The organism is Pseudothioclava nitratireducens, assembly GCF_029210495.1.
GTDB classification, from domain to species: Bacteria; Pseudomonadota; Alphaproteobacteria; order Rhodobacterales; family Rhodobacteraceae; genus Pseudothioclava; species Pseudothioclava nitratireducens.
This window is the reverse complement of the sequence record NZ_JARGDK010000007.1, coordinates 69,743-95,416: the sequence shown is the minus strand read 5'-3', so window position 1 is coordinate 95,416 and position 25,674 is coordinate 69,743. Positions and strand designations below refer to the sequence as shown.

25 protein-coding genes are annotated in these 25,674 nt (G+C 66.5%); 18 read left to right on the top strand and 7 right to left on the bottom strand.

What is annotated here, in order from left to right; all coding sequences use genetic code 11:
- Positions 1-112: 112 nt before the first annotated feature.
- Positions 113-907, top strand: a complete 795-nt coding sequence (locus tag P0X85_RS09980) for a protein-disulfide reductase DsbD domain-containing protein (protein WP_275812245.1) — start codon at positions 113-115, stop codon at positions 905-907.
- A 6-nt stretch (positions 908-913) separates the two neighbouring features.
- Here the strand turns inward: P0X85_RS09980 and P0X85_RS09975 are convergent, their stop codons facing one another.
- The 3 genes from P0X85_RS09975 to P0X85_RS09965 all read right to left on the bottom strand — a co-directional run bounded on the left by P0X85_RS09975 (position 914) and on the right by P0X85_RS09965 (position 6,720).
- On the bottom strand, positions 914-4,285 hold the full coding sequence (locus P0X85_RS09975; protein WP_275812242.1) for an efflux RND transporter permease subunit: 3,372 nt from the start codon (positions 4,283-4,285) through the stop codon (positions 914-916).
- Between the two features lie 3 nt (positions 4,286-4,288).
- The gene (locus P0X85_RS09970; RefSeq protein ID WP_275812239.1) at positions 4,289-5,752 is read right to left on the bottom strand and encodes an efflux RND transporter periplasmic adaptor subunit; all 1,464 of its coding nucleotides are present in this window, start codon (positions 5,750-5,752) and stop codon (positions 4,289-4,291) included.
- A 140-nt stretch (positions 5,753-5,892) separates the two neighbouring features.
- Positions 5,893-6,720, bottom strand: a complete 828-nt coding sequence (locus tag P0X85_RS09965) for a uracil-DNA glycosylase (RefSeq protein WP_275812236.1) — start codon at positions 6,718-6,720, stop codon at positions 5,893-5,895.
- Positions 6,721-6,838: 118 nt separating this feature from the next.
- On the opposite strand from P0X85_RS09965, the gene P0X85_RS09960 reads away from it, so the two are divergent.
- The 5 genes from P0X85_RS09960 to plsY are packed head-to-tail and all read left to right on the top strand — an operon-like array spanning position 6,839 to position 10,807.
- Positions 6,839-7,804, top strand: coding sequence for an aspartate carbamoyltransferase catalytic subunit (locus P0X85_RS09960; protein ID WP_275812233.1), 966 nt, complete (start codon positions 6,839-6,841; stop codon positions 7,802-7,804).
- Positions 7,797-8,285, top strand: coding sequence for a hypothetical protein (locus P0X85_RS09955; protein WP_275812230.1), 489 nt, complete (start codon positions 7,797-7,799; stop codon positions 8,283-8,285). Before P0X85_RS09960 ends, P0X85_RS09955 begins: the two co-directional genes overlap by 8 nt.
- On the top strand, positions 8,282-8,878 hold the full coding sequence (locus P0X85_RS09950) for a hypothetical protein (protein WP_275812227.1): 597 nt from the start codon (positions 8,282-8,284) through the stop codon (positions 8,876-8,878). The genes P0X85_RS09955 and P0X85_RS09950 overlap by 4 nt, the downstream gene beginning before the upstream one ends.
- A 9-nt stretch (positions 8,879-8,887) precedes the next feature.
- The gene (pyrC, locus tag P0X85_RS09945) at positions 8,888-10,165 is read left to right on the top strand and encodes a dihydroorotase (RefSeq protein ID WP_275812224.1); all 1,278 of its coding nucleotides are present in this window, start codon (positions 8,888-8,890) and stop codon (positions 10,163-10,165) included.
- Between the two features lie 27 nt (positions 10,166-10,192).
- Complete coding sequence (gene plsY, locus P0X85_RS09940; RefSeq protein ID WP_275812535.1) at positions 10,193-10,807, top strand: glycerol-3-phosphate 1-O-acyltransferase PlsY; 615 nt, start codon at positions 10,193-10,195, stop codon at positions 10,805-10,807.
- 64 nt (positions 10,808-10,871) lie between these two features.
- Here the strand turns inward: plsY and P0X85_RS09935 are convergent, their stop codons facing one another.
- The 4 genes from P0X85_RS09935 to P0X85_RS09920 form a co-directional block, all read right to left on the bottom strand.
- Positions 10,872-12,242: a glutamate--cysteine ligase gene (locus tag P0X85_RS09935; RefSeq protein WP_275812221.1), complete on the bottom strand. Its 1,371-nt coding sequence runs from the start codon at positions 12,240-12,242 to the stop codon at positions 10,872-10,874.
- A gap of 164 nt (positions 12,243-12,406) precedes the next feature.
- Complete coding sequence (locus P0X85_RS09930) at positions 12,407-13,135, bottom strand: alpha/beta hydrolase (RefSeq protein WP_275812218.1); 729 nt, start codon at positions 13,133-13,135, stop codon at positions 12,407-12,409.
- A gap of 40 nt (positions 13,136-13,175) precedes the next feature.
- Positions 13,176-13,706, bottom strand: a complete 531-nt coding sequence (locus P0X85_RS09925; RefSeq protein WP_275812215.1) for a hypothetical protein — start codon at positions 13,704-13,706, stop codon at positions 13,176-13,178.
- Positions 13,703-14,437 (bottom strand): 16S rRNA (uracil(1498)-N(3))-methyltransferase, encoded by a 735-nt coding sequence (locus P0X85_RS09920; protein ID WP_275812212.1) that lies wholly within the window; start codon positions 14,435-14,437, stop codon positions 13,703-13,705. The genes P0X85_RS09925 and P0X85_RS09920 overlap by 4 nt, the downstream gene beginning before the upstream one ends.
- 15 nt (positions 14,438-14,452) lie before the next feature.
- Here P0X85_RS09920 and ubiA point away from each other — a divergent pair, with 15 nt between their 5' ends.
- The 12 genes from ubiA (at position 14,453) to P0X85_RS09860 (ending at position 25,622) form a co-directional block, all read left to right on the top strand.
- Positions 14,453-15,445, top strand: a complete 993-nt coding sequence (gene ubiA / locus P0X85_RS09915; protein WP_275812209.1) for a 4-hydroxybenzoate octaprenyltransferase — start codon at positions 14,453-14,455, stop codon at positions 15,443-15,445.
- Between the two features lie 48 nt (positions 15,446-15,493).
- Positions 15,494-17,749, top strand: coding sequence for an OmpA family protein (locus tag P0X85_RS09910; protein WP_275812204.1), 2,256 nt, complete (start codon positions 15,494-15,496; stop codon positions 17,747-17,749).
- Positions 17,750-17,768: 19 nt separating this feature from the next.
- A complete protein-coding gene (locus tag P0X85_RS09905; protein ID WP_275812201.1) occupies positions 17,769-18,098 on the top strand; it encodes a hypothetical protein in 330 nt (109 codons plus the stop codon).
- A 118-nt stretch (positions 18,099-18,216) separates the two neighbouring features.
- Positions 18,217-19,050, top strand: coding sequence for a S49 family peptidase (locus tag P0X85_RS09900; protein WP_275812198.1), 834 nt, complete (start codon positions 18,217-18,219; stop codon positions 19,048-19,050).
- Between the two features lie 3 nt (positions 19,051-19,053).
- Positions 19,054-19,242 carry a hypothetical protein gene (locus tag P0X85_RS09895; RefSeq protein ID WP_275812196.1) on the top strand — a complete coding sequence of 63 codons (189 nt, stop codon included), beginning with the start codon at positions 19,054-19,056 and terminating at the stop codon, positions 19,240-19,242.
- A gap of 3 nt (positions 19,243-19,245) precedes the next feature.
- On the top strand, positions 19,246-20,205 hold the full coding sequence (locus tag P0X85_RS09890; RefSeq protein WP_275812193.1) for a calcium/sodium antiporter: 960 nt from the start codon (positions 19,246-19,248) through the stop codon (positions 20,203-20,205).
- Complete coding sequence (locus P0X85_RS09885; RefSeq protein ID WP_275812189.1) at positions 20,202-20,978, top strand: SDR family oxidoreductase; 777 nt, start codon at positions 20,202-20,204, stop codon at positions 20,976-20,978. Before P0X85_RS09890 ends, P0X85_RS09885 begins: the two co-directional genes overlap by 4 nt.
- A gap of 296 nt (positions 20,979-21,274) precedes the next feature.
- A complete protein-coding gene (gene uvrC / locus P0X85_RS09880) occupies positions 21,275-23,173 on the top strand; it encodes an excinuclease ABC subunit UvrC (protein ID WP_275812186.1) in 1,899 nt (632 codons plus the stop codon).
- A 33-nt stretch (positions 23,174-23,206) separates the two neighbouring features.
- A complete protein-coding gene (locus tag P0X85_RS09875; RefSeq protein ID WP_275812181.1) occupies positions 23,207-24,265 on the top strand; it encodes a lysine-2,3-aminomutase-like protein in 1,059 nt (352 codons plus the stop codon).
- A 44-nt stretch (positions 24,266-24,309) separates the two neighbouring features.
- Entirely contained in the window at positions 24,310-24,939 is a 630-nt protein-coding gene (pgsA, locus tag P0X85_RS09870; protein ID WP_275812178.1) for a CDP-diacylglycerol--glycerol-3-phosphate 3-phosphatidyltransferase, read from the top strand.
- The gene (gene moaD / locus P0X85_RS09865) at positions 24,932-25,180 is read left to right on the top strand and encodes a molybdopterin converting factor subunit 1 (RefSeq protein WP_275812175.1); all 249 of its coding nucleotides are present in this window, start codon (positions 24,932-24,934) and stop codon (positions 25,178-25,180) included. Before pgsA ends, moaD begins: the two co-directional genes overlap by 8 nt.
- A 1-nt stretch (position 25,181) precedes the next feature.
- Complete coding sequence (locus tag P0X85_RS09860; protein ID WP_275812172.1) at positions 25,182-25,622, top strand: molybdenum cofactor biosynthesis protein MoaE; 441 nt, start codon at positions 25,182-25,184, stop codon at positions 25,620-25,622.
- Positions 25,623-25,674 lie beyond the last annotated feature (52 nt).

Genomic DNA, 25,674 nt, shown 5'->3' with positions numbered 1-25,674 from the left:
TGACCCTGGAGGGGCCACAGTTCAAGGGGAGCACTGTGGCATTCGCGCACATCACCGGGAGTTGGCGCGTTTGTGACTTTGAATGCGGCGCGGCGCGGATTATCGGAAACACATGAAAACCGCTTTGCTCATCCTGATCCCCGCGCTTGTCGCGCCGCTTGCCGGCCATGCCGAAGAGCCGTTTCTGCCGCATGGTATGGAGCGGGCCGAGGTGCTGGACGGCTGGCAAACGCCTTCGGGGGCGCGGATCGCGGCACTTCGGATCGCGCTGGATAAGGGGTGGAAGACCTATTGGCGCAGCCCCGGTGACGCGGGCATTCCGCCGCAGTTCAACTTTGCCGAGTCGGAGAATGTCGCGGGGATCGAGGTGCGCTGGCCGCGCCCGGTGGTCTTCGATCAGAACGGGATGCGCTCGGTCGGCTATGCCGATGAGGTGATCCTGCCGATCGAGATCACGCCGCAGGACCCGACCCAGCCGGTCTCGCTTTCGGCGGAGATGGAGTTCGGCATTTGCCACGATGTCTGCGTGCCGGTATCGGTCGAAGTCTCGGCCGATCTGGAGGGTCCGGGCGCGCCCGATCCGGTGATCTCGGCGGCGCTGACCGATCAGCCGCGTCCGGTTGCGCTTGAGGCCCGCTGCGATGTCGAGAAGATCGCAGACGGGGTGCGGGTGACGGCCTCCATCGAGATGCCGGAGGTCGCTGCCGAGCCGGTGACGCTGTTCGAGCTGCGCTCGACGCCGATGTGGGTGTCGGAATCGGTGACGCGGCTTGAGGGGGCGACGATGGTCTCGATGGCGGAATTCGTGCCCGATAATGCGCAGCCCTTCGATCTGGACGCGGGCGATCTGCGCATCACGGTGCTGTCGGGCGCGGATGCGGTCGAGATCAACGGCTGCGTCGAGTAATCACCCTTAGAGTTTCGGGGAGAGATGGCGGATGCGCCCGCGCAGGATGCGGGGCGCCAGGACACCCGCGCCCAGCGTCACCATCGCGGCAATCGCGGCAAAGCTGCCGAGCGCCGGGCCGATCTCGCCCCCCTGAAGCATCGCGCGCCCGAGGGTGAGCGCAAAGCCCACCGCCAGAAGCCCCGCGAGCGCGCCGAGCACGCCGCGCAGCCCCGGCACCCGCAGCCCATGGCGCATCGCCTTCACCTGCCGCCCGAAATCAAGCTGGATCGCCAGCAGCGCGGGCACCACCAGCAGCACGATCACCATGCCGAAGCCCAGCCCGTAAACCAGCGTGATGACCGTCGATTTCAGGAACAGGGCCTGCGAGCTTTGCTCATAGAGCAGCGGCGCGAGGCCGAGCACCGTCGTCAGCGTGGTCAACAGAACCGGACGCAGACGGTCGCCCACCGCGTCGATGATCGCCGGGATCAGGCCCCGGTTCTCGGCATATTCGTCCACCGTCGAAATCAGCACGATGGCGTCGTTGATGATGATCCCCGACATGCCGATCGCACCCACGACAGCGAACATCGACATCGGCATGTCCCAGATATAATGCCCCCAGATCGCGCCGATGAGGCCGAAGGGGATCACCGACATCACGACCACGGGTCGGGTCCAGCTTGCGAAGATCCAGGCCAGCACGATGTAGATCCCGATCAGGCACAGCACGAGACCGAGGATCGCATCCGCGACGAATTCGCGTTCCTGCTCGGCCGCGCCCGAAAGCACCCAGGCGACGCCGTGTTCCTCGGCGATGCGGGGGAGGATCTGTTCGTTGAGGAGCCGCGTGATCTCGGTGGCGCGGTCGGCGTCGTCCTCGGAGATGTCGCCCGTCACCTCGACGATGCGCAGCCCATCCTCGCGCCGGATCGTCGAGAACCCGGTCTCGGCGCGCACGGTGGCGACATCGGCGAGCGGCACCCAGTCGCCCGTCGCGGTGCGCAGCAGCATCCGCTCCATGAAGTCGGCGGCGCGTTCTTCCTCGGGGAGTTCCACGCGGATCGTGGCGGAGCGCACGCCATCGGGGAAGCTGGCGGCCTCGGTGCCGTTCAGGCGCGCACGCAGGTCGCGGCTGAGCGTGTCGATATCGAAGCCCAGCGCCTCGCCCTGAGGCGTCAGATCGAGGATCAGTTCGGTCTTGTCATAGGCGAGATTGTCCTCGACCGCCGACACCTCGGGGAAGGTGGCCAGTTCGGTCTTGAGCGCCTCGGCGGCGGTCTTGAGCACCCGGCTTTCCGCCCCGGTGAACTGCACCGCGATGCCATCGGCGGCGGGCCCCATGCGGAAGCCCCGGAACGAGATTTCCTCGAGCAGCGGGTGGCGCGGCGCGGCCTCTTGCAGGCGGGCGACGAAATCGAAGCTGGAATAGGGGCGGAAATCAGGGTCGATCAGCTCGATCGAGATCGCACCAAGCAGATCGGCATCCTTGCTATCAGCCGAAGCCAGCGCCCGCCCCGCCGACGCGCCACCGATCTGACCGATGGAATAATCGACCGGGTTCACGCCGTATTCCGCCTCATATTCCGCGCCGATCTGCTCCACGGTCGCTTGCAGGTCGCGCATCATCGCCTGCGTATCGGCGCGCTCTGCCCCGGCCACCATGGCGAAGGCCCCCGAGACGGTGTTGCGTTCGGGCGGGTTAAAGAAGCGCCATTGCACCTGCCCCGAAATCAGGAAGGCGATCTGCGACAGGAACAGCGCGATCACGGCCGCCAGAACCGGGTAGCGCGCGGCGACGACGAGCCGGGTCAGCGGGCGCATCAGCCGCGCGCGCACCCAGTCGAGACCACGGTTCACCTGCCGCGAGGGCCAGTCATACCATTTGCCATCCGCCGAGCGCGACAGCGCGTGGGACATGTGGTTGGGCAGGATCAGGAAGCACTCGATCAGCGAAGCGGTGAGCACCGCGATCACCGTCAGGGGAATATCGACGATCATATTCCCCATCTGCCCGCCGATGATGGTCAGCCCGGCAAAGGCGATCACGGTTGTCAGCGTGGAGGCGAAAACCGGGGCGGCCATGCGGCGCGCGCCGTTCTCGGCGGCGAGGACCGGGTGTTCGCGCAGATGCCGGGCACGGAAATCGGCATGCTCGCCCACGACGATGGCGTCATCCACCACGATCCCGAGCGTCAGGATCAGCGCAAACAGCGAGACCATGTTGATGGTCATCCCCGAGACATACATGACCGCGATGGCGGCGGCCATGGAGGTCGGGATGCCCATCGCCACCCAAAACGCGGTGCGAGCGTTGAGGAACATGAACAGCAAGAGCAGCACAAGCCCCAGCCCCATCATGCCGTTGCCCAGCAGCAGTTGCAGCCGTTGCGTGATCGCCTCCGAGCGGGTGCGGATCAGGTCGATGGAGGTGTTCGCCGGAAGCGTGAGGCGCATCTCGGCGGCGACCTCTTCGACCTTGGCCTGAAGCGCGATGGCGTCCCCCTGGGCAGAGCGGGCGACGTTGATGACCATGGCCGGATTTTCACCGACGTAATACGCGCGGCTGCGCTGCGCGCCTTCGACCGAGACGCGGGCGACATCGCCGATGGTGAGCGGCGCGCCATTCGCCCCGGTGCGCAGAACGAGGCTTTCGACCTCGCGCGCGGAGCGGCGTTCCTCGCCGGTGCGGACGCGGGCGGCCCCGCCCGCCACGTCGCCTGCCGGGCTGGTCGCGGCCTCGGCGGCGATCACGGCAACGATCTGCGAGAGCGTCACGTCATGCTGGATGAGCTTGAGCGTCGGCACTTCGACGAGGGTTTGCGGCGCGGCGATGCCCTGCACCGTGGTGCGCGTCACCCCTTCGGCATAGAGCCGCACGACAAGTTCATCGGCAAGCCGACCCAGTTGTTCAGGGGCGAGCGGGCCGGTGATGACGACATCGGTCACCGTATCGCGCCAGACGCCGCGTGTGACCTCTGGCTCCTCGGCGCCTTCGGGCATGTCCCCTGCGAGCGTCAGCGCGTTTTCAACGTCCGAAACCGCGCGGCCCATATCCCAGCCCGGCTCGAATTCGAGGGTGATCCGGGCAGAGCCTTCGGTGGCGCGGCTTTCGGAACTGTCCACGCCCTCGACGGTGATGAGCGAGGGTTCGAGCACCTGCACGATGGCGCGATCCACATCCTCGGCCCCGGCTCCGTCCCATGAGACAGAGACCTGCACCTCCTCGACGACGGAATCGGGGAAGAATTGCGCGCGCATCCGGGGCGCGGTGGCGATGCCCGCGCAGAGCAGCACGACCAGCACGATATTGGCGAGCGTCGCGTGGCGGGTGAACAGCCCGATCAGGCCGCGCGCGGGCGGCAGGTCGGCGGGGAGATCGTCGCGGCGCGCCATGGCTTAGCCCCCGATGCGCTGTTCGAGGCGGGTGACCACCTCGGCGGGGACCATATCCTCGGCGAGTTGCGCGAGGATGCGTTGTTTCGACTCGGCGGGCATCCGGGTATTGCCCTCGACGAAGGCGATGAGGCGGGCGCGGCGTTCGGGATCGAGCGCGATCATCTCGGGCTCGGCAGAGGCGGCTGCCCCGGCGCCGGGGCGCATCGGACGCAGCTTGATGCCCTCACCCAGAAGCGGTGTGCGCTCGGCCACGATTTCGGTGCCAGCGGGCAGATCGGCGCGGATCAGGATGGCGTCGCCCTGACGGCGCAGCACCTCGACCGGATGGGCGCGGAGGCGATCCTCTTCGCCCAGAACGAGCACGCGGCTATTGGCATCGACGGCGGCGGCGGGCACCTCGGCCACATTGTCGAGCGCGGGTTCGGTCAGGCGCACGGTCACGAAATCGCCCGGACGCAGCCCCGCCGCACCGTCAAGGAGACGCGCGTAAAGCATCCGGCCCGCAACGCCCTCATCGACGGCGGCACCGACCCGCTCGAGCCGCGCCTCGGCGCGCAGTTCGGCGCCCGCGGCATCAAGCGTGACTTCGACGGGGGCTTTGACCAAGGTGCCGGTGGCATCGGTGAAGCGCGAGAATTGCGCGGTGGAGACGCGGAAGGCAACTTCGAGGGCGGTCGGGTCGATCAGCTGGCCCAGCATCTCGTTGGTCGACACCAGCCCGCCCTGCACCGCGCTGACCTGCGACAGGCGGCCCGAGAAATCGGCCCGGATTTCGGTTTCGGCGAGCTTGCGTTCGGCCTCGGCCAGCGCGATCTCGGCGCGGCGCAGGCTGTTCGTGGCCTGATCCAGATTGGCCTCGGCGGAGGACAGCGCGGAGCGTTTGGTCAGCACGGCCTGTTCGGCGCTGGAGAGCGAAAGCTCGGCGGCCTCGGTGTCCACCGCCTTGCCCAGCCCCCGTTCGTTCAGCGACAACTGGCGGTCGAGCGCGGCGCGGCGCAGCTCGGCCTGACGCGTGGCCGCGGTCAGGTCGTCGCGGGCGATGTCGAGCGCGCGGGTGGCCTGGGCGAGCGCCGCCTCGGCCTCGGCCCGCGAGGCCACGGCGCTGTCGCGCGCGGCCTGCAATTCGGCGGGATCGAGACGGACGAGCAATGTGCCCGCCTCGACCACCGCGCCTTCTTCGAAGTCCGGAGACAGCTCGACGATGGTGCCGCCGACGGCGGCGCGCAGCTCCAACTGGCGCGTCGCGCGCAATTCGCCATAGGCGGTGAGGATGGGCGTGATCGTGCCGTAATCGAGCGCAACGACATTCGCGGCAAAGACCCGCTCTTGCGCCATGCCCGGACGACCGGCAGCGGCGCGGCGTTCCTCGATCGCGGAGAAGATCGAGAACCCGCCCGCAACCAGCAGGGCCAGTGTCAGCGCGAAGAGAAAGAGGCCCGTGAGGCTTCGGGTCAGAAATCGCATTGGGTCATCCCTGTCCTGCGGGTCACACGGCCCGCGGCTTATGCTGCCAAGTTTACCTGTCGCGTGTCTACGGAAAGGTTAGCGCCGATCCTACGCGTCGAAAGGACGCTTCCGTCGCGGATCACGCAAAAGTCATGGGCTTAGCCCTTCAGCCGGGCCCGGATTTCCAAGAGATCGGCCCAGGCCTCGCGCTTGGCGGCGGGTTGGCGCAGAAGATAGGCCGGGTGCGTCATCGGCAGGCAGGGCTTGCTAAAGGCCTGCGCCCAGTGCCCGCGCAGCCGCAGGATGCCGCGCTGGCCAAGCGCCGCGGCGCAGGCCGCGTTGCCCATCAGCACGATCAGATCGGGATCGGCAAGTTCGACATGGCGCTTGAGGAACGGCAGCATCTGCGCGATCTCGGCGGGTTCGGGGTCGCGGTTGCCCGGCGGACGCCACGGCAGGACGTTGGTAATGTAGAGCGCGGCCAGCGCATCGGGTGCCCCACGCGAGAGGCCAATCGCGCCGAACATCCGGTCGAGCAACTGCCCCGCCGCGCCGACGAAGGGCTTGCCTTGGAGGTCTTCCTCGCGCCCCGGTGCTTCGCCAATGATCATCACCCGCGCCGCCGGGTTGCCATCGGCAAAGACGGTGTTGCGCGCGCCTTTCTTCAGCTCGCACAGATCATAGGCCCCGACCGCTTCGCGCAGCGCCTCGAGATCACGCGCGGCCTCGGCGGCGGCGCGGGCAACCACGACCGGGTCCGGCCCCTCGGGCAAGAGCGCGACCGGCGCAACCGGCATCGGCATCGCCCCCGGTCCCGGCTCGGGCGCAGGCGCTGCCGGTTTGGGCCGCGCCATCTCGGGGGCCTTGTCGGGCAATGCGTAGCTGTCGAGAGTCTCGTCGCAGAGCGCCTCATCCGCCCCCATCTCGATCTGCCATTCAAGGACAGCGAGGGCCGCGTGATAGTCGAGGTCGATCTGAGTCTGCATGGCGCCAAGCTATGCGCCCCTGCGCCGCAGGTAAAGCGCATGCCGCACGGTATCCGCGCTGGACCTGCGCGCGGCTTCTTGCCATAAGCGCCCAAGGAACAAACGGAGAGGTCGGCGAATGGCATTCCGCGCAAGGCACCTTCTGGGGATCGAACATCTCACCCAGGAAGATATCCGCACCGTTCTCGATCTGGCCGATACCTATGTCGATCTGAACCGCCGCACGGTGAAGCATTCCGACGCGCTGGCGGGGATGACGCAAATCAACATGTTCTTCGAGAACTCGACCCGCACGCAGGCGAGTTTCGAGCTGGCCGGAAAGCGGCTTGGCGCGGATGTGATGAACATGTCGATGCAGACGTCCAGCGTGAAGAAGGGCGAGACGCTGATCGACACGGCGATGACGCTGAACGCGATGCATCCTGATCTGCTGGTGGTGCGGCATGGCGCGTCTGGGGCGGTGAACCTCTTGGCGGAGAAGGTCAACTGCGCGGTGCTGAACGCGGGCGACGGCAAGCATGAGCACCCGACGCAGGCGCTCTTGGACGCGCTGACGATCCGGCGCGCCAAGGGCCGCATCCAGCGGCTGACGGTGGCGATCTGCGGGGATGTGGCGCATAGCCGGGTGGCGCGCTCGAACCTGATCCTGCTGAACAAGATGGAGAACCGCATCCGCCTGATCGGGCCGCCGACGCTGATGCCGGCGGGGATTTCTGAATTCGGCTGCGAGGTCTCGGACGACATGCGCGAGGGGCTGCGCGACGCGGATGTGGTGATGATGCTGCGGCTTCAGAAAGAGCGCATGGATGGCGGGTTCATCCCCTCCGAGCGCGAATATTTCCACCGCTACGGTCTGGATGCCGAGAAGCTGAGCTACGCCAAGGAAGATGCCATCGTGATGCATCCCGGCCCGATGAACCGCGGGGTCGAGATCGACGGCACCATTGCCGACGACATCAACCGCTCGGTGATTCAGGATCAGGTGGAGATGGGTGTCGCGGTGCGGATGGCCTGCATGGACCTGCTCGCGCGCAACCTGCGTCAGGAGCGCGGGCGGGCGCTGACGGAGGGCACCTATGTCTGAGATCCAGCGCGACGAAGTTCTCAACTATCGCCCCGGCCCGGACAGCGAATTGCCGCTGGAAGACGGCGAGACGGTGCTGGCCGTGTTCACCCCCGACAGCACGCGCTACTGGAAGGACCATGTCGTCCTTGGCGCGATTGGCGCGGGTCTGGTGGCGCTGGTGCTGGTCTGGATGGGCAAGACCGGGCAGATCGGGATCGCCACCATCGCCATCGCGATCGGGATGGGGCTGCGCGGGGTCTACTTCAAATCCGAGGTCTTCGCCCGGCGCTGGCAACTGACCGACCGCCGCCTTGTCGGCCCGCAGGGGCGGCAGGTGATGCTTCTGGAGATCGAGACCATCCGTCGCCTGATGGGCGATGTGCAAGTGGTCACCAAGGGCGGCGCGAAGCACCTGATCCGCCATCTCGCCGATAGCGAGAGCGTGGTGCAGGAAATCGAAAGTGCGCGCACTGCACGCAAGATGAGGGCCTCGACATGACCGACCCGAAAACCGGACAGATTAGCTCAGAGCCGGTGGTGCTGGATGAACCGACCCCGCCCATGCCCGAGTTCACCCCGATCCCACGCAGCGACACAGGCCCTGCACCCGCCGCGCCCGACCTTTGGTCCGAGCATATGGAGCCGGGGGAAACCGTGCTCTGGCAGGGCGCGCCGGTCTATGACAACCGCAATGCCGGGCCGCTGGCACGGATCGTGCCGATGGCGATGATGCTGGTGGGTATCTGGATGTTCGTCACCGGGGATGTGGTGCTGGGGATCGGTGGCGCGCTGTTCGCGGTGCTGGCGTTTCGTGCGCTGCGCGCCAAGCGCAAAGGCGCAGAGCCGAACCGGCTGTATCTGCTGACCGACCGCGCCGCCTATATCGCGGTGCGTGGCGCACTCGGCACCCCGGTGCAGCGCATCCCGCGCAAGGACTGGCAGAATATCCACCGCACCGGGCGGCATGTCTTTTTCGGCATTGATTACCGCTATAATGACGACGGCGACCGCAAGCGGCGCAAACTCGGCTTTACCGACCTGCCCGACGCGCGCGCCGTCGAGGATATCTTTCGCCAATTGACGACCCGATAGGCCACACGCATGACCCTGTTCCTGAAAAACGCCCGCCTGATCGACCCCGAGGCCCTGACCGAAACCAAGGGCAATGTGGTGATCGACAACGGCATGATCGCGGCCATCGGCGAGATGTCGGCCCCGGCGGATGCCGAGGTGATCGACTGCGGCGGCAAATGCCTTGCACCCGGCATCGTCGATCTGGGCGTCAAGATCGGCGAACCGGGCGAGCGCCACAAGGAAAGCTTCCGCACGGCGGGTCTTGCAGCGGCGGCGGGGGGCGTGACCACGGTCATCGCGCGTCCCGACACGCTGCCCGCGATCGACACGCCCGAGACGCTTGAATTCGTCACACGCCGCGCCGCCGAGGCGCCGGTGCGCATCCTGCATATGGCCGCGCTGACCAAGGGCCGCGAGGGCCGCGAGATGACCGAGATCGGCTTCCTGCGCGATACAGGCGCGGTGGCCTTCACCGATTGCGAGGCCGTCACCACATCGACCAAGGTTCTGGGCCGCGCGATGACCTATGCCCGCTCGCTCGGCGCGCTGGTGATCGGCCATCCGCAGGAACCGGGCCTGTCGGCGGGCGCGGCGGTGACCAGCGGCAAATTCGCCTCGCTGCGCGGCCTGCCGGGGGTGAGCCCCCTCGCCGAACGCATGGGCTTTGACCGCGATATGGGCCTCGTCGAGATGACGGGCGTCAGCTACCACGCCGATCAGGTGACCTGCGCGCGCACGCTGCCCGCGCTCGAACGCGCGAAAGCCAACGGGCTCGACGTGACGGCGGGGGTCTCGATCCACCACCTGACGCTGAACGAATTCGATGTGGGCGATTACCGGACCTTCTTCAAGATGACGCCGCCCCTGCGCTCCGAAGAGGACCGGCTCGCGGTAACCGCCGCCGTGGAAAGCGGGCTGATCGACGTGATCTGCTCGATGCACACCCCCGCCGACGAGGAATCCAAACGCCTGCCCTTCGAAGAAGCCGCCTCGGGTGCCGTCGCGCTTGAAACCTTTCTCCCGGCGGCGATGCGGCTTTATCATTCGGGCGCGCTCAGCCTGCCGCAGCTGTTCCGGGCGATGGCGCTGAACCCTGCCAAACGCCTCGGCCTCCCGCAAGGACGCCTCGCCGAAGGGGCGCCCGCCGACCTCGTGCTCTTCGACCCGGACGCGCCTTTTGTCCTTGACCGCTTTACCTTGCACTCGAAATCGAAGAATACCCCCTTCGACGGCACCCGGATGGAAGGCAAAATCCTTGCCACATTCGTCGCGGGGGTGCAGGTTTACAAGAACAACACCGCATAAAGCGAGGCGAGGGCAGGCATGTCTGGAATGGAAAGCGGGCCGGAACTGGCCGGGCTGGCGCTCTTGGGGCTGGTCGCCCTTCTGGGCTACCTGCTCGGATCGGTGCCCTTCGGGATCGTGATCACGCGGATGCTGGGGCTGGGCGACCTGCGCCAGATCGGCTCGGGCAATATCGGCGCAACCAATGTGCTGCGTACCGGGAACAAAGCCGCAGCGCTCGCCACACTCCTCCTCGACAGCGGCAAAGGCGCCATCGCGGTGCTCGTCGCGCGCGCGCTGATGGATGAAACGGCGGCGCAGGTCGCGGGTGCGGCGGCCTTTATCGGCCACCTCTACCCGATCTGGCTGGGCTTCAGGGGCGGCAAAGGCGTGGCGACCTTCCTCGGCACGCTGATCGCGCTCGCATGGCCCGTGGGGTTTGGCGCCTGCGCGGTCTGGCTCGTGACGGCCCTCATCAGCCGCATCTCGTCGCTCTCGGCGCTTGTCGCCGCCACCGCCGCCGTGCCGCTCTCGTGGTTCCTCGGCCATACCGACCTGATGCTGCTCGCCGCCGCACTGGCCGCGCTGATCTTCTGGCGTCACCGCTCCAATATCGCGCGGCTTGCCAACGGCACGGAACCCCGGATCGGCAAGAAGGGCTGAGCCCCTCTCATTCTGCCTGAAATATCCCGGGGGTCCGGGGGCAGAGCCCCCGGGCCTCGGCCGCTCAGTAGCTGTATTCGGCGTAGATCCGGCTCAGATCGCCGCCCCACGCGCCGTGATACTTCTCCAGAAGCTCATCGGCGGGCACGCGACCGGTCTCGACCGACTCTTCCAGCGCGTTGAGGAAATGCGTCTCGTCCGGGATCAGCCCGCCCGCACCGGGACGCGCCCGCGCCTTCAGGCCCGCATGGGCAATCGCCACCACCTCCCGCGCGAGATCATGGAGCTTGACGCCCCCGGCCTCGCCCTGAAGCGCATCGCGCGCGGCGGCACGGCGCAGACCCTCGCGGGTCTCGTCATCCCAGCCCTTGACCAGATCCCATGCCGCATCGAGTGCGGACTGGTCATACATCAGCCCGACCCAAAGTGCGGGCAGCGCGCAAAGCCGCCGCCACGGCCCACCATCGGCGCCGCGCATCTCGATATATTTCTTCACGCGGGCCTCGGGGAAGACCGTCGTCATGTGATCGGCCCAATCCGAGAGCGTCGGCTTCTCGCCGGGCAGCGCGGGCAGTTCGCCCTTGAGGAAATCGCGGAACGACTGGCCCAGCGCGTTGATATATTTGCCATCGCGGTAGACGAAATACATCGGCACATCGAGCACGTAATCCACCCAGCGCTCATAGCCTGCGCCCTCTTCGAACATGAAGGGCAGCATCCCCGTCCGCGCCGCATCGAGGTTTTGCCAGATATGGCTGCGCCACGATTTCATGCCGTTCGGCTTGCCATCGAGGAAGGGCGAATTCGCAAACAGCGCCGTCGCCACAGGCTGAAGCGACAACGCCACGCGCATCTTCTGGACCATGTCCGCCTCGGAGGCGAAATCGAGATTCACCTGCACCGTGCAGGTGCGATACATCATCGTCTTGCCCATGGTGCCGACCGTGTCCATGTAGTCGGTCATCAGCCGGTAGCGCCCCTTCGGCATCATCGGCATCTGCTCATGCGACCATTCGGGCGCGGCCCCCAGACCGATGAAGCGCGCGCCGATCTTGTCGGCGACCTGCTGCACCTCGCGCAGGTGCTCGTTCACCTCGTCGCAGGTCTGGTGGATGGTTTCCAGGGGCGCGCCGGACAGTTCCAGCTGCCCGCCGGGTTCGAGCGAGATATTCGCGCCGTTCAGCGTCAGCCCGATGATATTGTCCTGCTCGAGGATCGGCTCCCAGCCGAAGCCATCGCGCAGCCCTTCGAGCATCGCCTTGATCGAACGCGGCCCGTCATAGGGGAGCGGTTTGAGCTTGTCCTCGCAATAACCGAACTTCTCGTGCTCGGTGCCGATGCGCCAATCCTCGCGCGGCTTCTCGCCCGAGGCGATATACTCGGCAAGCTGTTCGAACCTCTCGATGGGGCCGCCGCCCGACTGCGGAATGGACATGGACTTGCCTTTCTGAACCCGTGGGACAGAACAGGTGGCGCTAACGCGGGACCGAGTCAAGCGCGAAGGCGCGGGGGTGATGTGCGCGGATGCGCTAGGCCTCTGTGCGCACAGCAACGGGCGTTGCCACAGGCTCTGCGCCTTCGCACAACGGAGCGCATGTCTCAATCAAGACTGTCCGCATCGCACAGAGTCCAATGCTTAAGGATCGCTTCAACCACGGCAGCATGATTTGAGCCCCTGTTAAAGAAGCCGTGGCCCCGCCCCGGAAAGGTAACTAACCTGCAACGTTCCGGCGGCCAAAGCGCCGCGAAACGCCGGGACTGCTCGGCAGGAACCACAACATCCGCCTCGCCATGAACAATCAGACAGTTGAGTTCCTGAAGCAGATCTGAGTTTTTCCACAGGCTCAGCGGAGACAAACTGACGGCATGATCGGGTGACAAGACACGATTGGAAAACCCGCCAGGACCAGTATCCGTGACCGGATTTAGCAAGAGCAGCCCGCTGACCGAACGCGGATCCGCGAGCACCGCCGATAGCGCAAGAAACCCTCCGAAAGACGCGCCGCACACATCAAGGCGAGCGCCTTCGGGAAGTGAACCTCTCGCCCAGGACAGCGCATGACGCGCGTCCGCAATCATGTCGGCGACATCGGTCGTGGGACCGCAGGTCCGGTAGGTGCGATAATTTGGAAGCCAGGCGGTAAGCGGTTGTTCGCGCCCCAGAGATTCCAGAAAAGGCGCATGCATGAGCGGGTTGCCACCGATCCCCCCTCCGCCATGGAAACACAGCAGGAACTTTCGTCTGTGGGTCGGCATCTCAGGAAAAGTCTCTATCTCCGAGACGGTAATCCCGCTGCCAGCGGCATATGTGCCAATTTCATCTGTCATTTGAAGCGCGTCTCTGCATGTTGAGGATTCTTGTTGAAGACTAGTGGCGCGCGGGAGGCATCCCTGAGTTATCCTGTTCTGCCCGCGACCAAAGGCTCTGCGCAGGCAGATCGCGGTCAAGCGCTGCCGTGAGCGCCCCCATGTCGATCCCGGGCAGCGTCGAGAAAGCGTCATAAAGCTGTGCCGCACCGGCAGCCGCGACCGGGATCAGGATCGCCTGCCCTTCGCGGTCCTTGAGCCGCCAGTGCTGGCCGCCCTTCATCCGCACCAGTCTTATCTCGGTCAGTTCACGCAGCGCGACATAGCCGCCCAGCCCCTGCCCGGCGCCGTAATAGCCGATCTGGCCCTCGTCGAACTCGAGCAGACCCGGCGCGTCGCCCGTGCGCAGGAACCGCGCGCGCCGCAGCGCGATGAGCGCCCAGCCCGCGCCGACGAGCGCGACCAGAATGCCGAGCGGTTGCAGGATCAGCCCCCCCAAGGACCAAAGCCAGACCCCCGCGAGGATCGAGGCCCCTGCGGCGAAGGATTCGCCCCAGCGTCCCAGCGCCGCCGCCAGCTCGGGCCGGATCATCGCCAATCCCCCAGCGCCGATTGCCAGAGCGTCACCGCGGCCACCGCCGCCGTATCGGCGCGCAGGATACGCGGGCCAAGGCTGATCGGCGTGACGAAGGGCAGCGCGCGGAGCTTGGCGCGCTCGGCCTCGGAGAAGCCGCCCTCGGGGCCGATCAGGATCGCCCAGGGGCCGGGCGGCAGATCGGCGAGCGTCTCGGCGGCCCCGACCAGAGCCTCATCGGCCCAGAGGATACGCCGTCCAGCATCCCAGCCTGCCAGCAGTTTCGACAGTGGCACGAGGTCATCGACCGGAGGCACGAAGGTGCCGAGGCATTGCTCGGCGGCCTCCAGCGCATGCGCCTGCAACCGATCCTGCCGGATGCGCCCGGAATTGGTGAACTCGGTCTGCACCGGGCAGATCCGCGCGCAGCCCAGCTCGGCGGCCTTCTCGACGATGAAATCGGTGCGCTCTTTCTTGATCGGCGCGAAGATCAGCCACAGGTCGGGCGGCATCTGCTGCGGCGCGGCCTGTTCGAGACAGACCAGAATCCCGCGCTTCTTCGCGGCCTCGGCCACCTCGGCGGTCCACTCGCCGTCCCGACCATTAAAGAGCGCGATATGGTCCCCCACCCCTTTGCGCATCACCCCAAAGAGATAATGCGCCTGATCGGGCGACAGGGACACGGCTTGCCCCGCCCCCAAAGGGTGCTCTACACACAGTCTGATCTTGGCGCGCGGAAGTGCTGACATGATGGGGCGGAGTTTATGACCGGGAAATTCGAAACGCCAGAGGCCGGGAGTCATCAGGGCCAGGTCGCGGATGCGGTCAGCGGCAACTGGGTGGACCGGCTCGCGCCGCCCGCCACGCGCCCCTATCTGAGGCTGTCGCGGGCGGATCGTCCGGCGGGGACGTGGCTGTTGCTGATCCCGTGCCTGTGGGGCATCGCGCTGGCCGCAGCGGCGAGCGGGCCGAAATGGCTGGACCTGTGGCTGGTGGCCGGCTGCGCGGTGGGCGCGTTTCTGATGCGCGGCGCGGGCTGCACATGGAACGACATCACCGACCGCAAGTTCGACGCCGAGGTCGCCCGCACCCGCTCGCGCCCGATCCCCTCGGGTCAGGTCACGGTGAAAGGCGCGGTGATCTGGATGGTCGCGCAGATCGCGCTCGCGGCGCTGATCCTGTTCAGCTTCCCGCTGCCCGCGATCGTGCTGGGCATCGTGGCGCTTGGGCCGGTGGCGATCTATCCCTTCGCCAAGCGCTTCACATGGTGGCCGCAGGTGTTCCTTGGGATCGCGTTCAACTGGGGCGCGCTCTTGGGGTGGGTTGCACATAGCGGCAGCCTGCACCCGGCGGCGGTGTTGCTCTATCTGTCGGGGCTCGTGTGGACGCTCTTTTACGACACGATCTATGCGCATCAGGACAAAGAGGATGATGCGCTGATCGGGGTGAAATCGACGGCGCGACTGTTCGGGGCGGATAGTGCGAAATGGCTGGGCGGCTTCCTGATCGTGTCGGTCGCGCTGATGACGGCGGCGGTGCTCTGGGCGCTTTTGCCGCAGGCCGCCGATCCGCTGGTCCTGATCCTCAGCCTCGCGGCGCCATGGGCCTTTGGCTGGCACATGCTCTGGCAATTGCGGCAACTGGATATCGACGATAGCGACACCTGCCTGCGCCTGTTCCGCGCCAACCGTGATACCGGCTTGATTGCTGCGCTGTTTCTCGCCGCTGGCGCAATCGTGCAATTGATCACCGGGTGACACCCCCTTAAGGAAGAAGGCAACTATCCCAAGGGAGGCCCACCCCCTATGCAAGCTCGCACCACGCTGATGACCACCGCCGCCTTTGCCTCTGCATTGGTGCTGTCCGTCGTGGCGGGGTTCGGCGTGGCGGGGATGGTCGAATCGAGTTCGCGCTCGGCGGTGAAGCTGCGCCTTGAGGCGATGGGCCATGGCTGGGCGCAGGTCGAGACCGACGGGCTTCAGGTCATCGTCTCGGGCACCGCACCGAGCGAGGCGGCACGGTTTCGCGCGGTGACAGCGGCCGGATCGGTGGTGCAGCCGTCGCGAATCGTCGATGTGATCGACGTGGTCAGTGCCGAGGCGCTGGCGCCGCCGACCTTCTCGCTTGAAATCCTGCGCAATGACGATGGCATTCAGCTGATCGGCCTGTTGCCGGTGGCCACCGACCGCGAAAAGATGATCGAGGATCTGAAAAAGATCGCCGAGGGCGGCACGGTGACCGACATGCTCGAAAGCGCGAATTACCCCGCCCCCGCCGGCTGGGCGAGCGCGCTCGATTTCGCCATGCACTCGCTGCGCACGCTGCCGCGCTCCAAGATTTCGGTCAGCCCCGGCGCGGTCGAGGTCGAGGCGATCACTGACAGCCCCGAGGACAAGGCCCGCGCCGAGACATCGCTGGCGCGGCGCAGGCCCGCCGATCTCAAGCTGAGCTTCGACATCTCGGCCCCCGCCCCGGTCATCACCCCCTTCACGCTGCGCTTTCTGATCGACGCCGAGGGCGCGCGATTCGATGCCTGCTCGGCCAACACGGCCCGCGCCCGCGACCGGATCATCGCCGCCGCGCGCGATGCCGGTGCCGAGGGTGCGGTCGGCTGCACCATCGGCATGGGCGTGCCCTCGCCCGCATGGGCGGATGCCGTGACGATGGCGCTTGGCGCGATGAAGGAACTGGGCGCAGGTTCTGTCACCTTCTCGGATGCCGACATCGCGCTGGTGGCGGCGAATACCGTTTCGCCAGCGAGCTTCGACAAGGTCGTGGGCGAGCTCGAATCGAACCTGCCCGACGTGTTCTCGCTCAAGGCGGAGCTGGAGAAAACCGAACAGGCCACCCCTGCCGATCTGACCTTCGCCGCGCAGAAATCGGCGGATGGCAATGTGGTGCTGCGCGGGCGGGTCACCGATGAGCGCCAGCGCGATGTGATCGAGAATTTCGCCCGCGCGCGGTTTGGGCATGGCGCGGTCTATGGCGCGACCCGGACCGACGACACGCTGCCCGCGGGCTGGTCGGTGCGCAGCCTCGCCGCGCTCGAGGCGCTGGGCGAATTGCATGACGGCAAGGTGCTTGTGACGCCGGACCTGATCCGCATCGACGGGGTCAGCGGCAATGCGCAGGTCACGGATGCGGTGTCGCGGATCATCTCGGCGCGCCTTGGCGAAAGCGCCGCGATGGAGCTGCATATCGCCTATGACAAGCGGCTCGACCCGGTGCTGGGCTTGCCCGACGGCCCCGAATGCGTGGACCGTCTGAATACGGTGCTGACCGCGCAGAAGATCAGCTTCGAGCCGGGCTCCTCGGTGATTGCCGCCGAGGGCGCGGGCGCGCTTGATGCGCTGGCGGCGGCGATGAAGGATTGCACGGATTTCCGCATGGAAGTCGCGGGCCATACCGACAGTCAGGGCCGCGAAGAGACCAACCTCGCGCTGTCCCAGGAGCGCGCGCAGGCCGTTGTCCGGGCGCTGATGGAGCGGCGCGTGCTGACCGGCAACCTGACTCCCAAAGGCTATGGGGAAAGCCAGCCGATCGGGGATAACGCGACCGAAGAGGGCCGCGAGGAGAACCGCCGGATCGAATTCGTGCTGCTCGATGCCGCCCCCGTCGAGGAAGCGCCGCTGCCAATGGCCGCCCCGCCGCAAGAGGATGGCGCAGCGCCAGAGACCGCAGAAGAGACGCCCGCCGAGGAAGCTCCGGTTGAGGAATCGCAAGCCGGGGACCCGCTGGCCGAACCCCATCCGGACGCGGACGCGCCCATGGATGGGGAGCATCTGCCCGACACGGACGGTGCGCAGACCGAAGAGCCGATGGATGGCGCCGTGACCGATCCTGCGGACGAGACCGCCGAAGACGCCGCCCCCGAAGCGCCCGCCGAAGACGCGGCGCCCGAGGCCGCAGAGACCGTCGAAGAGGCGACCGAAACGCCCACGGATCTGCCGCCCGAGGTGGCCGCTGCGCAGGACCCCGCTATCGAGATCACGGTCGAGACCCCGGACGATGCAACGATCCGGCCCGACCCGCGCCCCGAAGGGCTTGGCGCGAACCAGTAAGGGACAGGGACAAGAGAGAATGAACAATATCCAATTCGTCATCGCCACCGCGATCATCCTGTTCATCGCCTTCGCGCTCGGCTGGCTGGCCTCATGGCTGATCCACCGCCTGACCCGCGTCACCCGCGCCGATATCGGCCAGCTCGAACAGATGGCGCAGGCTTTGCACGAGGCCGAGGAAACCCGCGATCAGGCGATCATGTATCTCGAACAGCGCGAGGCGGAGCTCGGCAACCAGCTGAGCCAGACCGAAGCGGAGTTGCGTGCGGCTATGGACGGCTTGCGCGACGCCCGCCACGAGGCCGAGGAGCTGCGCGGCTATATCGAGCGGATGCAGGGCAAGACCTGAGCGAAGCGCCGGGTTTTCAGGCCCTCTGCCGCACCATTGCGGCCTCGCTGGCGCGGCAAACAAAAATGCGTGAGCCCGCGCCTTGCCCCGACAGGTCCCAGAGCCTACATCGGGGCGTATGAAAGTCACGCATCTCATTCCGTTTGCGCCCAAACCGCCCCTCGTGGCGATGATCCGGCTTCAAGGCGCGATCGGGGTCACGCGCCCCGGAGCGCAGGGCCTTTCGGACGCGGCCCTCGCGCCCCTGATCGAGCGTGCGTTCCGGCGGGGCAAACCGGCGGCGGTGGCGCTTTTGATCAACTCGCCGGGCGGCTCGCCGGTACAAAGCTCTCTGATCGCGGGCCGCATCCGGCGCCTTGCGGCAGAGACCGAGACCCCCGTCCATGCCTTCGTCGAAGATGTTGCCGCCTCGGGTGGCTACTGGCTGGCCTGCGCCGCCGACGATATCTGGGCTGACGCGACCTCGATCGTCGGCTCGATCGGCGTCATCTCGTCGGGCTTCGGCCTCGATGAGTTCATCGCGCGCCACGGGATCGCGCGCCGGGTCCATACCGCCGGCGGCTCCAAGAGCTTCCTCGACCCGTTCCGCCCCGAAAAGCCCGAAGATGTCGAACGGTTGAAGGCATTGCTCGACGACATGCACCTCGCCTTCCGCAGCCATGTCATCGCGCGGCGCGGCGAGCGGCTCGCCAAGGAGCCGGACCTGTTCACCGGGCAGGTCTGGACCGGGGGGCGGGCGCTTGAATACGGGCTGATCGACGGGCTGGCCCATGCGGTGCCCAAGCTCAAGGCGCTTTACGGTGACAAGGTGCGGCTGCTGCATTACGGCCCGCGCCGGTCATGGCTGCGCCGCTTCGGGGCAAGTTTCGGCGCGGAACTGGGCGCGGCCACGGCGGCGCAGATGATCGACACCGCCGAAGAGCGCGCGCTCTGGGCGCGTTACGGGCTCTGAGCGATGCTGATCAAGGCAATGACCCTGTTTCTGGTGGTGATGGCGGTGCTGGCCATGTTCGGCAAGCTGCGCCTGCCCGGTCGCAAGACGGGCGCGCCGCCGCCCGCGCGGCTGGCAAAACGCTGCCCCTCATGCGGGAGGCCCCGGATCGGGTCCGGCCCCTGCCCCTGCGGACATAACTCAAAGGCATAGTGAATGATCTGGGATCTGTTTCTCATCGCGGTCGGACTCGGCCTGCTGGTCGTCGCGGGCGATGCGCTGGTCAAAGGCGCGGTGAACCTCGCGCTCCGGCTGGGTATCCCGGCGCTGATCGTGGGGCTGACCGTGGTTGCCTTCGGGACATCAGCCCCAGAACTGATGGTCTCGATCGCCGCCGTTCTCGATGGCGCCCCCGCCATCGCGCTGGGCAACGTGATCGGGTCGAACACCGCCAATATCCTGCTGGTGCTGGGCCTGCCCGCGATCATCTCGGCGATCCGCACGGATGAAAGCGACACCCGCGAGAGCGCCACGATCATGATTGCCGCGACGGTTCTTTTTATCCTGATCTGCTTCATGGGGCCGATCCGCTGGCCGCATGCGCTGGTGCTTCTGGGCGCGCTTGCCCTGATCCTGTCGCGCCAGATCCGCGAGGCGCTGGCCCATCGCGCCGAACGCCGCGCCGCGGATGAAGAGGTCGAAGCCGCCGATCCGAAGATGCCGGGCTGGAAGATCGGCGCTTTCATCGCCGCCGGTCTCGTGGGTCTGCCCTTCGGCGCGGATTTCCTTGTCACGGGCGCAAGCTCCATCGCGCGGTCCTTCGGAATCTCCGAGGCGGTGATCGGGCTCACGCTGGTTGCGGTCGGCACCTCACTGCCGGAACTCGCGACCTCGGTCACGGCGGCCATGCGGGGCCGCGCCGATGTGGCGCTGGGCAACGTGATCGGCTCGAACATCTTCAACCTGCTCTCGATCATCGGCTTCGCGGGCCTCGTCGGTCCGCTGCCCGTGCCCGAAGGGATGCTGCATTTCGACCTCTGGGTGATGCTCGGCGCGTCCGTGCTGCTGTTGCCCTTCGTGTTCTACCGCTGGCCCATCACGCGAGGGATCGGCATCGGCTTTACCCTGATCTATGCTGCCTATGTGGTGGTGTTGATGGCGGGAGGCACGGCATGAAGGCGGCACTGGTAACCGGCGGCGCGCAGCGCCTCGGGCGGGCGATGGCGCTCTATCTGGCAGGGCGCGGCGTCGATGTCGCAATCCATTACAACGGCTCCGCCGAGGCCGCCGAAGCGACCGCCGCCGAGGCCCGCGCCAAGGGCGTGCGCGCCGTCACGCTTCAGGCCGACATGCTGGATGAGGCGCAGGTGACGCCACTCATCGCCACGGCCGCCGAAGGTCTGGGCCGCCCGCTCGACATCCTCATAAATAATGCCTCGATCTTCGAGTATGACCGGCTCGACACGGTCACCCGCGAAAGCTGGGACCGGCACTTCGAATCCAACCTGCGCGCGCCCGTGGTGCTCTCGCAGCATTTCGCGCGCCAAGCCCCCAAGGCCGACCGTTCGGAGGGCGAACCCCGCGCACAGGCGCTGATCGTCAACATGCTCGATCAGCGGATGCGCAAGCTCACCCCCGAATTCATGAGCTACACCCTCGCCAAGATGGGGCTCTGGGCGTTTACCCAAACTGCGGCGCAGGCGCTCGCCCCGGATATTCGCGTGAACGCAATCGGCCCCGGCCCCACGTTGCAAGGGGCCCGCCAGAGCGAGAGCCACTTCTCCCGGCAGCGCGCCGCGACCATCCTCGAACGCGGTTCGAACCCCGAGGATATCTGCGCGGCACTTGGCTATTTTCTCGATGCGCCCGCCGTCACCGGGCAGCTGCTTTGCGTCGATGGCGGCCAGCATCTGGCCTGGCAAACACCGGATGTTCTGGGCGTTGAATAGGGGCCGGGCCAGGGACGCTGCGGCAAGTTGTCCACCAGTGCCGTGCCCGTAACAAATTCGTTACGAATATCCTAATATTTTCAGAGGCTTGACTGATGTCAAAATAATTTCCCTTAAAAATCAAAGGGATATTATTTCGCCTATTTCTTAGGCAGATTAACGAAATCGCCGCAAAACAACGAAAATTCCGTGATCGGGATTTCTTTCCAACAGAGTTATCCACAGAAACCGTGGACAGGTTTTTTCTTGATCTCCCCTGCCCTACATTGCAGCGACAGCCAAGAATCGCGGAGCCGATGACCGAGACCCAGGACACCCCCGACGACAGCGCCGAAACCGAGCTCCCGCCTCGGTTGAGCGGTCACGCGCTGATCGCGGATTACGTCACCCGGCTCGATGGCTCGCCGGGCGTTTACCGGATGCTGAACGACAAGGGCGAGGTGCTCTATGTCGGCAAGGCGCGCAACCTCAAGGCGCGGGTGTCGAACTATGCGCGACCCTCGGGTCACTCGGCGCGGATCGCGCGGATGATCTTCGAGACGCGGCGGATGATGTTCCTCACCACCCGCACCGAGACCGAGGCGCTGCTGCTTGAACAGAACCTCATCAAGCAGCTCAAGCCCCGCTACAACGTGCTGCTGCGTGACGACAAAAGCTTTCCGCACATCCATATCACCGGCGACCACCCCTTTCCGATGATCCGCAAGCATCGCGGCAAGCGAGGGCGCACCGGCGCCTATTTTGGCCCCTTCGCCAGCGCGGGCGCGGTGAACCGCACGCTCAACCATCTGGAGCGGGTCTTCTTGCTGCGCAACTGCTCGGACACGATGTTCGCCGCGCGCACGCGGCCCTGCCTGCAATATCAGATCAAGCGCTGTGCCGCGCCCTGTGTCGGCAAGATCACCGAGGCGGAGTATGCCGAGTTGGTCGAGGACGCGAAGCGCTTCCTCGAAGGCAAATCGACGACGATCCAGCAAGAACTCGCGCAGCAGATGCAGGTGGCCTCGGACGCGATGGAGTTCGAGCGCGCCGCGGCCCTGCGCGACCGGATCAAGGCGCTAACCAATGTGCAGCAGAGCCAGGGCATCAACCCGCGCGGCGTGGCCGAGGCGGATGTGGTGGCGCTGCACATGGAGGGCGGGCAGGCCTGCGTGCAGGTCTTCTTCATCCGTGCGCATCAAAGCTGGGGCAACCACGATTTCTACCCGCGCACCGGGTCGGGCGCGGATGAGGCCGAGGTGCTCGAAGCCTTCCTCGCGCAGTTTTACGACAACCGTCCGCCGCCGCGCCTGATCCTTCTGTCCCATCCGATCGAGGACGAGGACCTGATGATCGACGCGCTCAGCCAAAAGGCCGCACGCAAGGTGGAGATCGCGGTGCCCAAGCGCGGCGAAAAGGCGGAGCTTGTGGAAAACGCCGCCCGCAATGCCCGCGAGAGCCTTGGCCGGCGCATGTCCGAATCCGCCGCTCAGGCGAAGCTGCTCAAGGGCGTGGCCGAGGCGTTCGCTCTCCCCGCACCGCCCGCCCGCATCGAGGTCTACGACAACTCACATATTCAGGGCGCCCATGCGGTCGGCGGCATGATCGTCGCGGGACCCGAGGGCTATATCAAAAGCCAGTATCGCAAGTTCAACATCAAGGATGGCGAGGTCACGCCCGGCGACGATTTCGGCATGATGAAAGAGGTGCTGACCCGCCGTTTTCAGCGTTTGCTGAAAGAAGACCCCGAGCGCAAATCCGACGCCTGGCCCGATCTTTTGCTGATCGACGGCGGCGCGGGGCAGGTCTCGGCGGTGCATGAGATCATGGAGACGCTGGGCGTGGCCGACATCCCGATGGTCGGTGTCGCCAAGGGTGTGGACCGCGACCACGGCAAGGAGGAATTCCACCGCTACCGGGCCCGCCCCTTCGCGCTGCAACGGAACGACCCGGTGCTCTATTACGTGCAACGCCTGCGCGACGAGGCCCACCGCTGGGCGATTGGCGCGCACCGGGCCAAGCGCGCCAAGGCGACGATGGCCAACCCGCTCGACGAGGTGCCGGGCGTCGGCGCCACGCGCAAGCGCGCCCTCTTGCAGCATTTCGGCTCGGCCAAGGCCGTGAGCCGCGCGGGGCTGAATGATCTGATGGATGTGCCGGGCATTTCCGAGGCCATGGCCGAAACGATCTACAATTTCTTCAACGACAGAGATTGACGCGCGACCGCCCCCCGCGTAGCGCATCGCCCCATGAGCACCGCCCGCCCCGATACGCCCCCCGCGCTGAGCAGCCTCGCCGATCTGGCCGAGGCGGGCCTTGTCGCGCGCGGTGATCTGCCGGGGCTGGCACCGGTCGAGGCAGAGTTTCGCATCCGCCTGACCGCCGAAATGCAGGGCGCGATTGGCGCCCCCGATGACGGTGTCGCGCGGCAATTCCTGCCAAGCAGGGCCGAACTGGTCACCCGCCCCGAGGAACTCCTCGATCCCATCGGCGACGCGGCCCACGCGCCGGTGCCCGGGCTGACGCATCGCTATCCTGACCGGGTGATCCTGCATGTCACCAAGACCTGCGATGTCTATTGCCGCTTCTGCTTTCGCCGGGAGACCGTGGGCGAAACCGGCCCGCTCCCCGAGGACGCGCTGGCGGCCGCGCTCGACTACATCGCGCGCACCCCCGCGATCCGCGAGGTGGTGCTGACCGGAGGCGATCCGCTGACCCTGTCGGCGCGACGGATCGGGGCGGTGCTGACACGGCTCCGCGCGATCCCGCATCTCACGCAAATCCGCTTTCACACCCGCGTGCCGGTGGTCGCCCCCTACCGCATCACCGAGGCGCTGCTGGAAACGCTTGCGGCCCCCGGGCCGGCGGTCTGGATCGTGCTGCATACGAACCACGCCGACGAACTCACCCCCGCCGCCCGCGCCGCGATTGCGCGGCTGGTCGATAGGGGCGTGCCGATGCTCTCGCAAAGCGTGCTGCTCCGGGGCGTGAACGACACGCCCGAGGCGCTGGCGAGCCTCTTTACCGCGCTGACCGCGCTGCGCGTGAAGCCCTACTATCTGCACCATTGCGACCTCGCGCGCGGCACCTCGCAGTTCCGCACCACCATCGACGAAGGCCGCGCGCTCCTGCGCGCGCTGCGCGGGCGGATCACCGGAACGGCCCTGCCGACCTATGTGCTCGACATCCCTGGCGGCTTCGGCAAGGTGCCGATCAATGGCGACCATGTCCGCGCCATCGCGCAAGGACTCTGGGAAGTCACCGATTGGCGCGGCGCAACACATAGCTACAAAGACCCCGCGCGCTAATACGCCCTCTTCCCCTCGCCCGCGCCCGAGGCTAGGTTGCCCGAATGAGATGGACCTTGCCCAATATCCTGACGGTTCTCCGTCTGATCGCCGCGCCCGGCGTGGCGGTGATGTTTCTCTATTTCAACCGTCCGCTGGCGGACTGGTTCGCATTGGCACTGTTCATCACCGCCGCCGTGACCGACTGGTTCGACGGCTATCTCGCCCGCGCCTGGAAACAGGAAAGCCGCTTCGGCGCGATGCTCGACCCGATCGCCGATAAGGCAATGGTGGTGATCGCGCTGGTGATCATCACGGGCTACTCGGGCATGAACCCCTGGCTGATCCTGCCGGTGACGGTGATCCTGTTCCGCGAAGTGTTCGTGTCGGGCCTGCGCGAATACCTCGGCGCCGAGGCCGGACAGCTCAAGGTCACCAAACTCGCCAAGTGGAAAACCACCGCGCAAATGGTCGCCATCGCGATCCTGTTCCTCGGCACCGGGCTGCACTATCTCGAATCCGGCCTGCCGCCGCGTGCCGGCGAAGGCGAGATCCCGTCGCGGGTCAGCCCGGCCTCGGTCGCAAGCTTCGTGGGCCTCAGCCTGATCTGGGTCGCGGCGCTGCTGACCGCGCTCACGGGCTGGGACTATTTCGCCAAGGCGCTGCCCTTCCTGAAGGATCACAAGGATGGTTGAGGTTCTTTATTTCGCATGGGTCCGGGAACGCATCGGCGTGCCGCGCGAAACGGTCGAAACTTCGGCCCGTACGGTCGCCGATCTCGTCACGGAACTGCGCGCGCGCGATCCGCGCTATGACGCGGCCTTCGCGGATACCAGCGCGCTGCGCGTGGCGCTCGATCAAGACCTGTCCGGGTTCGACGCGCCCCTCGAAGGCGTGCGCGAAGTCGCGTTCTTCCCGCCAATGACCGGGGGCTGAGGTGAAAATCGCGGTCCAGACAGAGCCCTTCGACTTCGCCGCCGAGACGGCCAGCTTCGGCACAGGCGGCAACAATGTCGGCGCAGTCGTCACCTTCACCGGGATCGTGCGCGACGACTCGGGCGATCTCGAGGCGCTCGAACTCGAGCATTACCCCGGCATGACCGAACGCGCGATTGCCAAGATCACCGAAGAGGCGATGACCCGCTGGGAGCTTGCCGATGCGCTGGTGATCCACCGCCACGGCCGCCTTGCCGTGGGCGAGCCGATCATGATGGTCGCCACCGCCGCCCGGCACCGCGTCGCCGCCTTTGAGGCCGCCGAGTTCCTGATGGATTACCTCAAATCCCGCGCGCCCTTCTGGAAGAAGGAACATATGCGTTCGGGCACCGCCTGGGTCGCGGCCAAGGACGCGGACGAAGACGCGCTCAAACGCTGGTAGGCGGGTCGGGGGGGGCGCTGCCCCCCTCTTTGCTGACGCAAATTCACCCCCC

What these genes read in the sequence shown, in the direction of transcription:
- P0X85_RS09980 (WP_275812245.1), top strand. Translation starts at nt 113, where the DNA reads ATGAAAACCGCTTTGCTCATCCTGATCCCCGCGCTTGTCGCGCCGCTT.
- P0X85_RS09975 (WP_275812242.1), bottom strand. Translation starts at nt 4,285, where the DNA reads ATGGCGCGCCGCGACGATCTCCCCGCCGACCTGCCGCCCGCGCGCGGC.
- P0X85_RS09970 (WP_275812239.1), bottom strand. Translation starts at nt 5,752, where the DNA reads ATGCGATTTCTGACCCGAAGCCTCACGGGCCTCTTTCTCTTCGCGCTG.
- P0X85_RS09965 (WP_275812236.1), bottom strand. Translation starts at nt 6,720, where the DNA reads ATGCAGACTCAGATCGACCTCGACTATCACGCGGCCCTCGCTGTCCTT.
- P0X85_RS09960 (WP_275812233.1), top strand. Translation starts at nt 6,839, where the DNA reads ATGGCATTCCGCGCAAGGCACCTTCTGGGGATCGAACATCTCACCCAG.
- P0X85_RS09955 (WP_275812230.1), top strand. Translation starts at nt 7,797, where the DNA reads ATGTCTGAGATCCAGCGCGACGAAGTTCTCAACTATCGCCCCGGCCCG.
- P0X85_RS09950 (WP_275812227.1), top strand. Translation starts at nt 8,282, where the DNA reads ATGACCGACCCGAAAACCGGACAGATTAGCTCAGAGCCGGTGGTGCTG.
- pyrC (WP_275812224.1), top strand. Translation starts at nt 8,888, where the DNA reads ATGACCCTGTTCCTGAAAAACGCCCGCCTGATCGACCCCGAGGCCCTG.
- plsY (WP_275812535.1), top strand. Translation starts at nt 10,193, where the DNA reads ATGGAAAGCGGGCCGGAACTGGCCGGGCTGGCGCTCTTGGGGCTGGTC.
- P0X85_RS09935 (WP_275812221.1), bottom strand. Translation starts at nt 12,242, where the DNA reads ATGTCCATTCCGCAGTCGGGCGGCGGCCCCATCGAGAGGTTCGAACAG.
- P0X85_RS09930 (WP_275812218.1), bottom strand. Translation starts at nt 13,135, where the DNA reads ATGACAGATGAAATTGGCACATATGCCGCTGGCAGCGGGATTACCGTC.
- P0X85_RS09925 (WP_275812215.1), bottom strand. Translation starts at nt 13,706, where the DNA reads ATGATCCGGCCCGAGCTGGCGGCGGCGCTGGGACGCTGGGGCGAATCC.
- P0X85_RS09920 (WP_275812212.1), bottom strand. Translation starts at nt 14,437, where the DNA reads ATGTCAGCACTTCCGCGCGCCAAGATCAGACTGTGTGTAGAGCACCCT.
- ubiA (WP_275812209.1), top strand. Translation starts at nt 14,453, where the DNA reads ATGACCGGGAAATTCGAAACGCCAGAGGCCGGGAGTCATCAGGGCCAG.
- P0X85_RS09910 (WP_275812204.1), top strand. Translation starts at nt 15,494, where the DNA reads ATGCAAGCTCGCACCACGCTGATGACCACCGCCGCCTTTGCCTCTGCA.
- P0X85_RS09905 (WP_275812201.1), top strand. Translation starts at nt 17,769, where the DNA reads ATGAACAATATCCAATTCGTCATCGCCACCGCGATCATCCTGTTCATC.
- P0X85_RS09900 (WP_275812198.1), top strand. Translation starts at nt 18,217, where the DNA reads ATGAAAGTCACGCATCTCATTCCGTTTGCGCCCAAACCGCCCCTCGTG.
- P0X85_RS09895 (WP_275812196.1), top strand. Translation starts at nt 19,054, where the DNA reads ATGCTGATCAAGGCAATGACCCTGTTTCTGGTGGTGATGGCGGTGCTG.
- P0X85_RS09890 (WP_275812193.1), top strand. Translation starts at nt 19,246, where the DNA reads ATGATCTGGGATCTGTTTCTCATCGCGGTCGGACTCGGCCTGCTGGTC.
- P0X85_RS09885 (WP_275812189.1), top strand. Translation starts at nt 20,202, where the DNA reads ATGAAGGCGGCACTGGTAACCGGCGGCGCGCAGCGCCTCGGGCGGGCG.
- uvrC (WP_275812186.1), top strand. Translation starts at nt 21,275, where the DNA reads ATGACCGAGACCCAGGACACCCCCGACGACAGCGCCGAAACCGAGCTC.
- P0X85_RS09875 (WP_275812181.1), top strand. Translation starts at nt 23,207, where the DNA reads ATGAGCACCGCCCGCCCCGATACGCCCCCCGCGCTGAGCAGCCTCGCC.
- pgsA (WP_275812178.1), top strand. Translation starts at nt 24,310, where the DNA reads ATGAGATGGACCTTGCCCAATATCCTGACGGTTCTCCGTCTGATCGCC.
- moaD (WP_275812175.1), top strand. Translation starts at nt 24,932, where the DNA reads ATGGTTGAGGTTCTTTATTTCGCATGGGTCCGGGAACGCATCGGCGTG.